We start from the raw sequence: 13060 nt of genomic DNA on the forward strand, positions 1-13060 counted from the left end.
GCTGACCCACGAGCGCTGACCCACGAGCGCCGACCCACGAGCGCCGGCCATGAGCGTCGAGACGAAAGGAATGGCGACATCCCGATGACGACAGTGCTGATCGCAGGCGGAGGGATCGGCGGCGTCGCGGCCGCCCTCGGCGTGGCCCAGGCGGGTCACCACGCCGTCGTGCTCGAACGCAACGCGCAGTTCACCGAACTGGGCGCGGGCATCCAGTTGGGCCCCAACGCGTTCCGCGCCCTGGACCGGCTGGGCGTGATGGAAGGCGTGCACCAAGGCGCGGTCTTCGTCGACGCGCTCACGCTCATGGACGGCGTCACCGGTGAGCGCATCACCCACCTACCGCTCACCGGGGAGTTCCGCGCGCGCTATGGCTACCCGTATGCCGTCGTGCACCGCGTGGACCTCTACACGGCCCTGCTGGACGCCTGCCGCGCGTACGAGACGATCGACCTGCGCACCGACTCCGCCGTGGTGCGGTACCAGTTCGACGGCGACGAGGTCCTGGTCGAACTGGTGTCCGGCGAGATCGTGCGGGGTGACGCGCTGATCGGCGCCGACGGCATCCGCTCCACCGTCCGGGCCCAGCTCCTCGCCGACGGGGAGCCCCGCGTGTCCGGGCACACGATCTACCGGTCGGTCATTCCGATCGAGTCGGTGCCCGACGAGATGAGGTGGAACTCGGTCACCCTCTGGGCCGCGCCGAAACGCCACGTCGTGCACTACCCGATCGCGGGCGGGAAGTTCCTCAACCTCGCAGCCACCGTGGACAACGCGGCGACCGAGGTCGTCACCGGCCGCCCTGTCGATCGCGATCTCGTGCTCGACACCTTCGCCTCCATGGCGGCCACCACGCGGGCGTTCATCGACCTGGGCCGGGACTGGCGCACGTGGGTCCTGTGCGACCGGGACCCGGTGCGCCGCTGGACCGACCGGCGGGTCGTGCTGCTCGGCGACGCCGCCCACCCGATGCTCCAGTACGCCGCGCAAGGCGCCTGCATGGCACTGGAGGACGCGGTGAGCCTCCGTGATCTGCTGGAGCCGGGAGAGGTCGACTTCCCGCTGGTCTTCGAGCGGTTCAACGACCTGCGCGCCGACCGCACGGGATGGGTCCAGCAGGTTTCCCGTGCGATCGGCGAGCAGGTCTACCACCCGGACGGCGCGGAGGCCCGGGAGCGCAACACGTCACTGGGGGCGCACACCGTCACGCGGCTGTTCGAACTGGTCGACGAGCTCTACCAGGAGCCGGTGCCCTCGATGCCCCTGGCCTAGAGGATCACTCGCGCAGCCCCAGGCGGTCGTGCAGGGCCGCCAGGGGCTTGGGCGCCCACCAGTTCGCCTTGCCCGCCAGCTTCATGAACGCCGGCGCGAGCACACCCCGGATCAACCAGGCGTCCACGAGCACGGCCAACGCCATCGTCACGCCGAGGAGCTTCAACAACGACACACCGGACGTGGCCAGCACCGCCAGCACCGCCGCGATCACCAGCGCCGCCGCGGTGAACACCCGCCCGGTCCGCTGGAGTCCCTGCGCCACCGCGTGCGTGTTGTCACCGGTGGCCAGGTACTCCTCGCGGATTCGCGACAGCAGGAACACCTCGTAGTCCATGGACAACCCGAACGCGATGCAGAACACCAGCACCGGGATCGTGGTCTCCAGGTAGCCCGTCGAGGTGAAGTCGCCGACCAACCAGCTCAGGTGCCCCTGCTGGAAGATGTAGACCGCCGCGCCGAAGCTCGCGCTGAGGCTGATCAGGTTGAGCACCAGCGCCTTCAACGGCACCAGCAGGCCACCGGTGAACAGGAACAGCAGCACGAACGTGGACAACCCGATCAGCCCGAACGCCCACGGCAACCGTTCCGACAGCACGTCCTTGGTGTCCACCAGCACCGCGCTCGGCCCCGCCACCCGCAATCGCGGGTCGAGGGCGCGCACGGACTGGGCGAGGTCCTGGGACGCCTCGGAGTACGGCCCTTCGGCCGGCCACACGCGCAGCCACGCCGACCCGCCGTCCACCATCGCCGCCGACGCGGGCGACGCGGGCTGGACGAGTTCACCATCGCGGTGGACGCCGGTCGGACCTTCCACCGACTCCGCGCCCGGCAGCCGGGAGATCCGCTCGGCCAGTTCACCCGCGGCGGCCTGGTCACCCGTGTCGACCAGCACCGGCATGGAGTCGCCGATCGAGCGGTCGAAGTCCTCGGTGATCCCGTCGGCCGTGCTGTGGCTGGGTGAGCTCTCGGGGAGCACCCGGTGGTCGGCCATGCCGAACTTCACGTCCAGGAACGGCAGCGCGGCCACCGCGAGCAGCAACAGCACCGGCAGCGCGGCGAGCACCGGCCGCCGCATGACGGCGTGGGCGACCCGACCCCACCACTGCCCCTCGGGCTTGGGCGGCTTCTTGCGGGCCCGGCCGAGCACCTGCTTGCCCAGCACGGCCAGCACGGCGGGCAGCACGGTCACCGAACTGACCGCGGCCACCACGACCACCGAGATCGCCGCGTAGGCCAACGACCGCAGGAAGAACATGGGGAAGATCAGCAACGCGCTCAACGACAACGCCACCGTGATCGCCGAGAAGATCACCGTGCGGCCCGCTGTCACCACGCTCGCCACCACCGCGTCGGCGACTTCACGTCCACCGCGCAGTTCCTCCCGGAACCGGGCGACGATGAACAGGCTGTAGTCCACCGCGAGCCCGAACCCCAGCGCCGTGGTCAGGTTCAACGCGAAGATCGACACATCGGTGACCTCGGTCAGCACGCTCAGCACGGCGGTCGTCGCGGCCACCGCGAGCAGGCCGACGACCACCGGCAACACCGAGGCCAGCAGGCTGCCGAAGGCCAGGACCAGGATCAGCAGGATGATCGGCGCGCCGATCAGCTCCGCCTTGACCAGGTCCCGCTCGCTCTGCTCGGCGATCTCCGCGTTGACCTGCGCACGTCCGGTGACATCGACCCGCAGCGGCTGCGCGGAGTCCCGCCACTTCGGCACGACCTCCGCCGTCGCCGCCTGCACCTGTTGCTCGTCGCCCTCCAGCTTCACCAAGATCAGCGCGCGGGAGCCGTCGGTGGACCGCAGGTCCGGCAGACCGGTGGTGAAGTACGAGGTCACCGACCCGACCCGGGAGTCGCCGCCGATCTCCTCGGTCAACCGCGCACCGGCCTGCGCCGCCGACGGCTGGTCGATCCCGCCGTCCGCGCTCACCACGAGCACCAGACTCGGTTCCCCGGCGGAGAACCGCTCGGCCAGCAACCGGTCCGCCTCGGTCGCGGGGGACGACTCCGGGGTGTAGCCGCCGTTGATGAGCTTGTCCGAGACGGTGCCGCCGAACGCGCCGGCCAACGCCGCGAACACCAGCGCCGCCGCCAGCACCCACCACCGGCGGCGCACCGCGACCCGCGCGATACCGCCCAGGACCACCGAACGGCGGTCGGACTTCGACTTCTCCAGCACTAGCCGGCCTTTCCTTCGAGCGGGCTCGCCACCGCCACGACGAACGGGAACATGACGAACGGGACGTGGGGCGGGTGGAACCGGTCGAGCTCCTTGACCTCGAAGCCCGCGTCGGCCACGGTGCGCAGCGTCGGCCGGTTCGTGCGGCAGCCGCCGACGAACAGCCGCCAGAACGGCACCGAGGCGTGCTGCGCGAGCCTGGTGAACCCGCCCGCGCTGGTCTGGATGTGCTCCACGAGCAGCAGCGCGCCGTCCGGCCGCAGCACCCGCCGCAGTTCGGCGGCACTGCGCGCCGGGTCGTCGACCGAGCAGAGCACCAGTGTGCTGACGATCGTGTCGAACGAGGCGTCCGGGAACGGCAGCCGTTCGGCCGGGGCGTCCACGACCTGTACCGGTACTTGGGCTTCCGGCACCCGCTGCTCCAGCCGCCGCCGGTACGCGGGGTCGGGCTCGGTGGCGACGACCTCCTCCACATCGCGGTAGCGCAGGAGGTTCATGCCGGTGCCCGCGCCGATCTCCAGCACGCGACCCCGCGCGTGCCCCAGCGCCAGGTGCCTGGCCTCACCGAGCCAGGTGCGCTCGGCGCCGCGGTTGTAGCGGTCGTAGACCGAGGCGTAAACGGGGTGGCTACGCACCGACGGGCTCATCGACGTCCTCCGTGGAATCCGGGTCGAGCAGCAGGGCGCGCAGCCGTTCCAGCAACGTGCGCGCCTCGGGGCCGTCGATGACGGCGGGGTCGTGCAGGGCGGTCAGCCGCAGCCCGTCGCCCAGACGGCGGGCCACCACGAGCAGTTCCACCGGCAACTCGAAGCCGCGGCCGAGGAACTCCTCGTCGAACGGGTCGGTGCGGTGGACGCGGCAGTCGGCCAGGCGCAGACCGCGCACCGGTGGCAGCGACTCGACCGCGACGAACTGCGACTCGGTCATCACCGACATCAGGTCGGGCACCTCCTCGCACAGCGCGAGCAGGGGCACTTGGCCGTGCGCGAGCGCGTCCCGCACCGTCGCGGCGGCCTTCGGCAGCACGGTGGCCAAGGTGCTGCCTCGCGGGACGTCCAGCCGGATCAGCATCGGGTTGAGCAGCAGGCCGATCATCCGGTCCAGGCCGGGCTCGTCCCGTGCCGCGTTCAACGTCAGCAGCCGCACGTCGTCGTCACCGGAGTCCTGCGCCCGCAGGCACGCGAGCCCGGCGACCACCGCGGAGAACAACGTCGCACCGTGCCGGCGGGCGCGTTCCAGCAGCGCGGACGTCTCGTCCACGCCGAGGTCGACGCTGCACAGCCGGGTGGATCCGGGCGTCACCTCGTCGTCGGACAGCCGGATGGGCTTGGCGCCGTCGGCCTGGCTGCCCCAGTAGCGCAACGCCGTCCGGTAGGGCTCCGCTTCACGCCAGGCCACGTCCACGAAGAACGTCCGGTCGACGCCGTGCACCAGCTGCTCGTAGCTCGGCGGCGATTCCAGCGCTGGCTCCCGGCCCGCGCGGCCCGCGTTGTAGAGCTCCTCCAGCTCCCGTTCCAGCACGTCGATGGACCACCCGTCGGCCACCATGTGGTGCACCCGCAGGACGAGCAGGTGCTCGGTGTCCGACGCGCTGGTCAGCTCGGCGGTGAACACCTCGCCGGTGGCCGGGTCCAGGGCGCGCTGCGCGTCGTTCCGGGCGGCCTCGCGGAGCGCCTGGTCGGCGTCTACGGCGGGCACCCGGTGCACCGACAGGACGTCACGGCAGGACGGCTGCACCAGCTGGGTGCCCTCCGAGGCCTCCAGCAGCACCCGCGTGCGCAACGCCTCGTGCCGCCGGACCAGCGTGTCGATCGCCGTGTGCAGGGCGTCCACGTCCAACGGGCCGGAGATGCGGTAGTGCACCGGCAGCGCGAAGTCCGGGTGCCGCGACCCGCCCGGCCGCTGGTAGTGGTCCAGGAACCAGAACGCGGTTTGCGCGCTGGTGAGTGGCAGCGTGCCGCCGCTCCCGGTGACGGCGGTCGGGGCCGACCTCGGTGCGGCGTCCTCGACCAGCCGGGCCAGCGCGCGGACCGTGGGTGCGGCGAACAACGCGCCCGCCGGCAGTGCCACGTCCAGCCGCTCGGTCAGCCGCACGCCGCAGTTCGCCGCCAGCAGGGAGTCACCGCCCAGCTCGACGAAGTCGTCGTCCAGGCCGATCCGGTCCAGCCCCAGCACGGCGCACCAGACCTCGGCGACGGCCACCTCCGTCGCGGTGCGCGGTGCGGCGAACGGGGTGTCCAACTCGGGGCGGTCCTGGCCGGGCGCGGGCAGCGCCGCGACGTCGACCTTGCCGTGCGTGGTGGTGGGCAGTTCGGTCAGCACGACGTACGCGCCCGGCCGTTCGTGCGGCACCAGTTCGGTTTCGGCGTGCCTGCGCAGCCTGGGCACCAACGCGGCGCGTAGCGAGCTGACACCGCGCTTGCGCAGCGGATCGGTGGTGAGTGCGTCCGTGGCCGCCCCGGTGGTGGGGAACCGTGGAAGGACGGCGCGCGCTGTGCTGTGGGCGATGAGTGCGACGTCGAACGCGCCACCGTCCCACGCGTCGGCGCGACTCAGGTGGCAGGTGTAACCGTGTTCCTCGGCCAGTTCGAAGAAGATCTCCGGGTGCACGGCTGTCGGATCGGACGACGCCGCCAGGTCACGCAGTTCGGCCGTCGTGCCGTCGAACCCGGAGCGGAGCGCCTGGGCGGCGGCGGTGATGCCCGCGGTGCGGGCGCTGAGCACCCGTCGCAGCCCCACGGCCTCCGGTCGGGTCGCCAGCAGGGCCTTCAGGTCGTCGGGACCGGACCACTCCAGCCAGCCCTCGATCTCGACGAGTTCGACGGCCGGGTCGGTGTGCACCACGGCGTCGAACCGGAAGTCGGTCATCTCGTTGCGGTGCCACCCTCGGCGCGGCCGGACCTCGACGTGCGTGCCGGGCAGCCGCGACGGGAGGGCGGCGAACCAGCGCGGATCCACCAGGAGCTGCGCTTCGTCCTGCACCCGCCTGGCCACCCGTGACGCGATGACGTCGGCGGGGGTGTCGCGCGCGGACCGGGCCAGCACGACGGCGGTGTGGAACTCCCACAGCAGCGAGAGGTCCCGGATGTCGCCGATGATCACCCGCCCGGTGCGGCCGGCCGCCGCGATCGCGCCGCGAACCGTCCGGTCGAGGTAGTCGGCGCTCGGGAAGTACTGGCTGACCGAGTTGGACACGACGAGGTCGAAACCGTCGCCCGCGAAGTCCGCGACATCGCTCGCTTCGCCTCGCCGCAACTCGACCTGGCTCAACCCTGCCGAGTCCACCGCGTGCCGCAGCCCCTCCAGCGTCCGTTCGGACACGTCCACGCCGACGTAGCGCTCGGCGTGCGGTGCGACCCGCAGCAGTGGCAGCCCGGTGCCGCAGCCCAAGTCCAGCACCGTGCGGTGCGGGCCTTCCCGGAGCAGCCGGGCCGTGTGGTCCACCCACTCGGCCATATCGTCGTCCGGCAACGGGCGGCCGGTGTAACTGCTGGTCCAGCCACTGGTGTCGAAATCGGTGCCGGTGGCGGCGGCGCCTGCGGCGACTTCGTCGACGACCTGTGCCCAGGTGTCGCGGATATCGTCCTCGACGGCGCGGGCGTCGGTGGTCGGCACGACGTAGGCGGTGAGCACCTTGCCCTCGGTGTTCGGGCGGTCCCGCAGCGCCAGCACGACGTCCGCGACGCCTTCCGCGTCCGCGAGCCGGGCGCGCACGCCGGCCAGATCGACCCGGTGACCCCGGATCTTGACCTGCTCGTCCAGCCTGCCCACGACCTCCAGCCGTCCGTCGGGGCGCAGCCGGCCGCGATCGCCGGTCCGGTACATCCGGTGGCCGGAGGGGTGCGCCACGAACCGCCGCGCGGTCAGCTCCTCGTCACCGAGGTAGCCGTCCGCCAACTGGTCACCGGTGACGCACAGCTCGCCGACCTCGCCGGTCGGGAGCGGGGTGCCATCCGGTGCGACGACCAGCACCTCGACGTTCGCGATCGGGGTCCCGATCGTCACGTCCTCGTCCGGCCGCAACACCGCGCTGGTGCACCACACGGCCGCCTCGGTCGGGCCGTACTCGTTGACCAGCTCGACACCCGGCAACGTGGCGTGGTGCCGCCGCACCAGGCTCTCCGGGCACGCCTCCCCGGCCACGACGACGTGCCGGACACCGGTGTGGACTTCACCCAGTCCGTCCAGCACCTGGTGGTACAGCGTGGGCGTGAGCAGCGTGTGGGACACCCCGGCGGCCGGGTCGGTCAGCACGCGCCGCAACTCGGCCACGAGCGCCACCGGGTTCGGCGGGGCGAGCACCAGGGTGCCGCCCTGGCCGAGCGTCCACCACAGACCGGCCATGGACGAGTCGAAGGTCATCGGGGACACCAGCAGGAATCCGGTGACCAGCTCCGGGTAGCGGTGCCACCGGGCCATGGTCGAGTGGGCGATGGCCCGGTGCGACACCAGCACCGGTTTCGGCGTGCCCGACGAGCCCGAGGTGTGGATGACGTACGCGCCGCTCGACGGCTCCACCCGCACCAGTGGCACGTCGGCCGGGCTCTCCCGCACCGCCTCGGTGAGGTGGACGGTCGTCAGCTCGTGCGTCGAGCCCACGACGTGGCGGGGCGCGATCGTGGCGAGCATGTCGCGCAGGACGGCGGTCGGGTACTCCGCGTCGACCGGCACGTACACCGCGCCGGCGGCCATGATGCCGACCTGGGCGACGACGGCGTCCACTCCGCGCGGCAGGGTGCTCACCACCCGGTCACCGGGAACGCAGCCCAGCCGCAGCAGGTGGTTGGCCAGGCGGTGGGCCGAGTCGACCAACTCGCGGTAGGTCATCGTGCGCCCGCCTTCGCGCAGCGCGATCCGATCCGGTTCGCGGGCGGCGGACTGCCGGAGCAGGTCCGGCAACGAGACGAAGTCGAACGTGACATCGGGATCGGTCATCGGGTTGTCCCGTGGGCGTGGTGGGCGGAGGTGATCACGGCGGCGGCACGTCCGACGCGCTTGGCTTCCCGTCCGTGCTCGCGGATGTCGCCCTGGAGCGACGGCGCTCCGACGACGAACAGGCCGGGAGCACCGGGGATCGGGCCGCCCCAGCGGACCGGCGTGCCGTTGTCGGTCAACACGTCGAGGTCGCCCAGCAGGGCGGGGAAGGACGGGCGGTAGCCGATGGCGAGCACCACGGCGTCGGGACGCAGCACGGTGCCGTCACTCAACCGGACCTCGTTGCCGGTGGCGGTCTCGGTTGCCGTCACGACCTGGATCTGGTGCCGGCGCACCGCGCGCGCGAACCCGCGTTCCGCGACCGGCGCCATGCCCGTCTCGCGGAACCGCGTGTGCGAGCCGACCTCGGGCTGACCCAGGCCCAACCGTGCCAGGTCCCGGTAGAGCGACCAGTGGGTGCTCAGGCCGGCGGCGTTCCACACCGCGTCCGGCAGCCCGGCCCCCAACACGCTCATGCGGTGCGTGGACACCCCAAGGGTGCTGGTGGGCACCAGCAGGGGAGAGGTCCGCACGGACAGCCGGATGTCGCGGGCGTGTCCGATGAGGTCGGTGGCGATCTCGGTCGCCGAGTTGCCCGAACCGACGACGAGGACGTCCTTGCCCGCGAACGGCTCCGGCTCGCGGTAATCCGCCGAGTGCAGGATCTCGCCGGTGAACCCGGCGGCCCAGGAGGGGAGCACCGGCACGGCCGCGTTACCGGTCGCGACGACCACGACATCGGCTCGCAACTGCTGTTCCGCGGTGTCGACCAGCCACGCGGTACCGGCGTCACGCGTGACTGCCGTAGCGGGTGTCGAGATCAGCACGTCGAGGTCGTGGTGCTCGGCGTAGGAGCGCAGGTAGTCGGCGAACGTCCCACCGGAGAGCCAATTCCCGTGGTGGCGGGGGATCGGCAGCCCCGGCAGGGCGGACAGCGCGCGCAGCGTGTTGAGGCGCAGGCTGCGGTAACGGTTGCGCCAGCGGTGGCCGACGTGTTCCCCGGCTTCCAGGACGGTGACAGCGAAACCGAGTCGGCCCAGTTCCGCAGCGGAGGCCAAGCCCGCCGACCCTGCCCCGATGACCACTGCCCGGCCGGTCATGCCGACCTCCGCATCGTCGCGGCCTCCGGGAGCGCGACGCAGCGCCGCAGGTGCTCACGGTCGATCATGGCCGGCCGGGGCAGGTCCGGCAGCAGCGTTCGGGTCGCGGACGCGTCGAAGTTCCGCCGGTGGTAGAGGTAGGGCAGGAAACCCGCGGCACGCCGCTGGAACCACTCCTCGGCTTCGGTCGGCTCGGCCGGCGCGGCGGGCATCATCCGCAACCGGACCTTCGAGACGTCCTCGAGAGCGGCCGAGATGGTCCGCACCGCGACGTCGTGGTCGTGCACGACGTGCGCCGTCCGAACGCCGTCACGAATCCGTTCGCCCAGCAGCAGCATCGCCTTCGCCGCCCAGTCGACCTGCAAGAGGTTGAGGTGCGCCCGGGGATCGGCGCCCACGCGCACGACCACCCGGGGTTCGGCGGTGGAGGAGCGTTCGAGGACACGTCCGATGATCCGGCTGACGGTGCGCAGCGTGTGCTCCGGCAATGCCGCGATCGGACCGTCACCGGGAATGAGGATGCTCGGCCGCAGCACGAGTGCGGAACGGTCGTGCTGCTCGGCCCAGCGCCGGACCGAACCCTCGGCGGTGTGCTTGGACCGCTCGTAGTTGTTCTCGAACTCGGTGGCGGCGGCGCTGTCGGCCTCGGTCACGGCACCGCGTCGGGTGCGGCCGGCCACGAACGCCGTGCTCACGTGGCGGAACAGCGCATCGCGCGGCATCATGGCGGCCAGGGCCAGCACGTTCTCCGTGCCGTTCACGTTGGACTGCCAGACGTGGTCGTCCCGGCCGTCGAGCACCACCGACGCCGCGACGTGCCACAACTCCTCGGCGCCGGCGGCCAGCGCGCGCAGCTCGCCGGCGGGCAGGCCCAGGCCGGGGAGCCGCACGTCCACCTCGACGATCTCCAGCAGCCGTTCCAGCGGGGACGCCAGGTGGTCCCGCAGGCCGGTGGCGTCGAGGAAACGCGTGACGCGCTCACCGGCCGGAGTGGTGCCCGCGTGGGCCAGGAGGGTCACGTGGCGTCCGGCGCGCAGGTTCTCGCCCAGCAGGTGTAAGCCCAGGAAACCGGTGCCACCGGTCATCAACAACGACATGCGGAAACATCCCCCAGTTGGCGGCTTTTCAATAACTCGAACACCACAGTTCGGGTTCTGAGTACCCTACCGCCGTAGGGCAGTCAAGGCTTGTCCACCAGGTCGCGTCTCGACAGACTTGGCCCGCCTCGACGACAGAAGTTGTCACACCGGTACAAAAGCGACCGATCAAGGGTACTCAGGGGGAGACGTGGTATGAGCGATTCCGATGGCGGCATTGGCAATCCTGATGGCAGGGCCACGCTGGTCCGAGGCGGCTACGTGCACACCGCCGACGCCGCGGACCGCCTCCACCCGGTCGGATCGGTGTTGGCGCTGGGCGGCCGGATCGTCGCGGTCGGCGACGTGGCCGAGGTGGACGCGGTGGCCACCGGCCTGACGGCCGAGGTGCGGACGGTCGACGCGGGCGGCATGATGGTCCTGCCGGGACTGGTCAACGGGCACTGGCACGAGATGTTCGCGTCCCGGGTCGCGTTCCGCGGCGCGCTGCGCCCACCATCCGATGTGGACGACGAACCCGGATTCCTGGCTCGCGGCGGCGCCATGACGCAGGTCTCCGCGGCCTTCGACTCCTTCAACGACATGATCGCAGGCCTCACCGGGGAAGAAGCGGTGGCCATCGCCCGCTACTCCCTGTGGACCCAGTTGCGCACCGGCGCGACCACGTTGGGCGACACCGGTTCGCTGAACCGGCCGGACGCGATGATCGCCGCGGCCGGCGACCTGGGCATCCGCCTGTCCGTGAGCACCTGGGCGGCCGACGCGGTGTGCGCGCCGGGGGAGCAGCGGTACCGGCGTACCCGCGACACCGACCGAGTGTTGGCCGACCTGGAAGCCCTGCTGAGCGCTCCACCGCGTGAACGGGTCCGCGTGCGGCCCTCGGCACTCTACGTCGCGAACATGTCCGACGAACTGGGACGGGGACTGGCCGACCTGGTCGGCCGCTACGACACCCGGTTCGCCACGCACGTCGCCGCGCTGCGCAACGAATCCGACGTGGTCCGCGCCTACTACGGCGCCACGCCCGTGCGGCGGCTCGCGGACCTCGGCCTGCTGTCGGACCGGCTGATGGCGGTGCACTGCGCGTTCGTCGACGACGAGGAGCGCAAACTGCTGCTGGACGCACGCGCGCACATCAGCCAATCGCCGGCGAAGTACGGCCCGAGCGGCGAGTCCAGCCTCAGCGAGACCAGGGTGATCTCCGACCTCGCGGAGTCCGGGTTGGACGTCTCGTTGTCGACGGACGCGGGCCCGTACCCGCTCGGGGGTATGCCCGAGGCGATGCGCGCGGCCTGGCAGATGCACAACGAGATGGCGGCGGACAACACCCGCGTCCGACCCAGCGGGGCGCTGGCCATGGCCACCCGGATCGCGGCCCGCGGGCTCGGCTGGGACGACGAGGTCGGCTCCCTGGAGGTGGGCAAGCAGGCGGACCTGGTCCTGGTGCCGACCACCGACTGGCGCTACCTGCTCAACCCGCGCCCGCTGGAGGCATTCCTGACCCTCGGCGGCTCGATCGACGTCGACACCGTCATCGTCGGCGGCGACGTGTTGGTCCAGGGCGGCCGGTCCACCACGCTGGATGAAACCGAGTTGGAGCGCGAGTACCTGGCGGCGCTGCGCTCGTACTCCGGACGTCACCTCCGCATCCCGGAGGAAGCCCTCCGGCGGGTGTTCGACGCCTTGTGACTCGCCTTGCGACTCACTGTGGGGACTTGGTGATCGCGGCGCGCAACGTCCGGTCCAGGGCGTCGGCCGCCTCGGCGGAGCTCATCCGGCCCTCGGTGACTTCGAGTGCGGCGGAGTGGACGAGGCTGTAGAAGATCGTCACGATCCACTCCGCGCCCAGGTCGTCGCGGAACGTCCCCTCGGCCTGGCCGCGCACGACGAGCCGGGCTATCCGGTCCAGGGTCAGCCGGTGGGTGCCGCGAAGCTCCTGCGGCGTGAGGACTTCCGCGGCCAGCATCAGGTTGCGGTACCGGCCCAGCACGTCCCACGACGAGCGCACGATCTGCGACAGCACCTCGTCGGCGGGCCCGTCGTCGACCGCGGCCAACGCCCGGTCGGCTTCGGCCACCGCGCTGTCCAGCACCCTGACCAGCAGTTCCTCCCGGGTCGGGAAGTGGGTGTAGAGGGTGACCCGGCTGACGCCGGCTGCCTGCGCGATGGACGTCATGCTCACATCCGGTCGTTCGGTGAAGCAGGCCAGCCCCGCGCGGACGATGGCTTCGATGTTCCGCTCGGCGTCGGCCCGGCGCGGACGAGCCCGCCGAACCGACTCCGTGCGTGGTGGGTCCGTCGTCATCTTCGGCGGGTCAGTGGGCGAAGACCGGGCCGCCGTCCGAGCTGGGCTTGCCGGCGGGCAGCAGCAGCGGGGACACGACCGCCACCACCAGCGCCACGATCGCGCAGGCCAGGAAGGCGTTCTGGAA

At 71.7% G+C, this 13060-nt stretch carries 8 protein-coding genes; 2 read left to right on the plus strand and 6 right to left on the minus strand.

From position 1 onward, the window contains the following. Window positions 1–84: 84 nt before the first annotated feature. On the plus strand, window positions 85–1272 hold the full coding sequence (locus tag ALI22I_RS02700; RefSeq protein WP_077003973.1) for a 3-hydroxybenzoate 6-monooxygenase: 1188 nt from the start codon (window positions 85–87) through the stop codon (window positions 1270–1272). Window positions 1273–1276: 4 nt separating this feature from the next. Here the strand turns inward: ALI22I_RS02700 and ALI22I_RS02705 are convergent, their stop codons facing one another. From ALI22I_RS02705 to ALI22I_RS02725, 5 genes are read right to left on the minus strand one after another with little or no spacing between them, the layout of a single operon-like run. Further along, window positions 1277–3457: an MMPL family transporter gene (locus tag ALI22I_RS02705; RefSeq protein WP_083751368.1), complete on the minus strand. Its 2181-nt coding sequence runs from the start codon at window positions 3455–3457 to the stop codon at window positions 1277–1279. Continuing rightward, window positions 3457–4092 (minus strand): class I SAM-dependent methyltransferase, encoded by a 636-nt coding sequence (locus ALI22I_RS02710; protein WP_238598037.1) that lies wholly within the window; start codon window positions 4090–4092, stop codon window positions 3457–3459. The genes ALI22I_RS02705 and ALI22I_RS02710 overlap by 1 nt, the downstream gene beginning before the upstream one ends. Then, window positions 4085–8392 (minus strand): non-ribosomal peptide synthetase, encoded by a 4308-nt coding sequence (locus ALI22I_RS02715; protein ID WP_077003975.1) that lies wholly within the window; start codon window positions 8390–8392, stop codon window positions 4085–4087. The genes ALI22I_RS02710 and ALI22I_RS02715 overlap by 8 nt, the downstream gene beginning before the upstream one ends. Continuing rightward, complete coding sequence (locus ALI22I_RS02720; RefSeq protein WP_077003976.1) at window positions 8389–9531, minus strand: flavin-containing monooxygenase; 1143 nt, start codon at window positions 9529–9531, stop codon at window positions 8389–8391. The genes ALI22I_RS02715 and ALI22I_RS02720 overlap by 4 nt, the downstream gene beginning before the upstream one ends. Beyond that, complete coding sequence (locus tag ALI22I_RS02725) at window positions 9528–10628, minus strand: SDR family oxidoreductase (protein WP_077003977.1); 1101 nt, start codon at window positions 10626–10628, stop codon at window positions 9528–9530. The genes ALI22I_RS02720 and ALI22I_RS02725 overlap by 4 nt, the downstream gene beginning before the upstream one ends. A gap of 195 nt (window positions 10629–10823) precedes the next feature. On the opposite strand from ALI22I_RS02725, the gene ALI22I_RS02730 reads away from it, so the two are divergent. Continuing rightward, a complete protein-coding gene (locus tag ALI22I_RS02730; RefSeq protein ID WP_077003978.1) occupies window positions 10824–12317 on the plus strand; it encodes an amidohydrolase family protein in 1494 nt (497 codons plus the stop codon). Between the two features lie 13 nt (window positions 12318–12330). Here ALI22I_RS02730 and ALI22I_RS02735 read toward each other — a convergent pair whose 3' ends face one another. Further along, entirely contained in the window at window positions 12331–12933 is a 603-nt protein-coding gene (locus ALI22I_RS02735) for a TetR/AcrR family transcriptional regulator (RefSeq protein WP_077003979.1), read from the minus strand. Window positions 12934–13060: the final 127 nt, after the last annotated feature.

Source organism: Saccharothrix sp. ALI-22-I, from assembly GCF_001984175.1.
Classification (GTDB): domain Bacteria; phylum Actinomycetota; class Actinomycetes; order Mycobacteriales; family Pseudonocardiaceae; genus Actinosynnema.

Coding starts and splice junctions, on each gene's coding strand:
- ALI22I_RS02700 (WP_077003973.1), top strand. CDS start 85: ATGACGACAGTGCTGATCGCAGGCGGAGGGATCGGCGGCGTCGCGGCC.
- ALI22I_RS02725 (WP_077003977.1), bottom strand. CDS start 10,628: ATGTCGTTGTTGATGACCGGTGGCACCGGTTTCCTGGGCTTACACCTG.
- ALI22I_RS02730 (WP_077003978.1), top strand. CDS start 10,824: ATGAGCGATTCCGATGGCGGCATTGGCAATCCTGATGGCAGGGCCACG.
- ALI22I_RS02720 (WP_077003976.1), bottom strand. CDS start 9,531: ATGACCGGCCGGGCAGTGGTCATCGGGGCAGGGTCGGCGGGCTTGGCC.
- ALI22I_RS02735 (WP_077003979.1), bottom strand. CDS start 12,933: ATGACGACGGACCCACCACGCACGGAGTCGGTTCGGCGGGCTCGTCCG.
- ALI22I_RS02715 (WP_077003975.1), bottom strand. CDS start 8,392: ATGACCGATCCCGATGTCACGTTCGACTTCGTCTCGTTGCCGGACCTG.